This is a genomic window from Pseudomonas sp. RIT-562, assembly GCF_026241895.1.
GTDB lineage: Bacteria > Pseudomonadota > Gammaproteobacteria > Pseudomonadales > Pseudomonadaceae > Aquipseudomonas > Aquipseudomonas mandelii_F.
The window spans coordinates 1-313 of the sequence record NZ_JAPJIV010000081.1 but is presented as its reverse complement, the minus strand read 5'-3'; the positions used below and the strand labels follow the sequence as shown (position 1 = coordinate 313).

General features: G+C 58.8%; 1 protein-coding gene. It reads left to right on the top strand.

What is annotated here, in order from left to right; all coding sequences use genetic code 11:
• Window positions 1-14 precede the first annotated feature (14 nt).
• Window positions 15-313 (top strand): FHIPEP family type III secretion protein (locus tag ORL50_RS28840; RefSeq protein WP_266020113.1); only part of this gene is annotated, 299 nt, incomplete at its 3' end.

Sequence of the window (313 nt, the reverse complement as noted above, 5' to 3'; positions counted from 1 at the left end):
AACGGGGAAAACCGGTGGATCGCTCTCAGTTACTCAACAGTGCTCGCACAAACATTGCCGATTTAAGTCGGGGCAATCTGGGCGTGCCGTTGTTGCTGCTGGTCATGCTGGCGATGATGATGTTGCCGATGCCACCGTTCCTGCTGGACGTGTTTTTCACGTTCAACATTGCGTTGTCCATCGTCGTGCTGCTGGTGTGCGTCTACGCCCTGCGTCCGCTGGATTTTGCGGTGTTCCCGACCATTCTGCTGGTGGCGACGCTGCTGCGGCTGGCGTTGAACGTGGCCTCGACGCGGGTGGTGATGCTGCACGG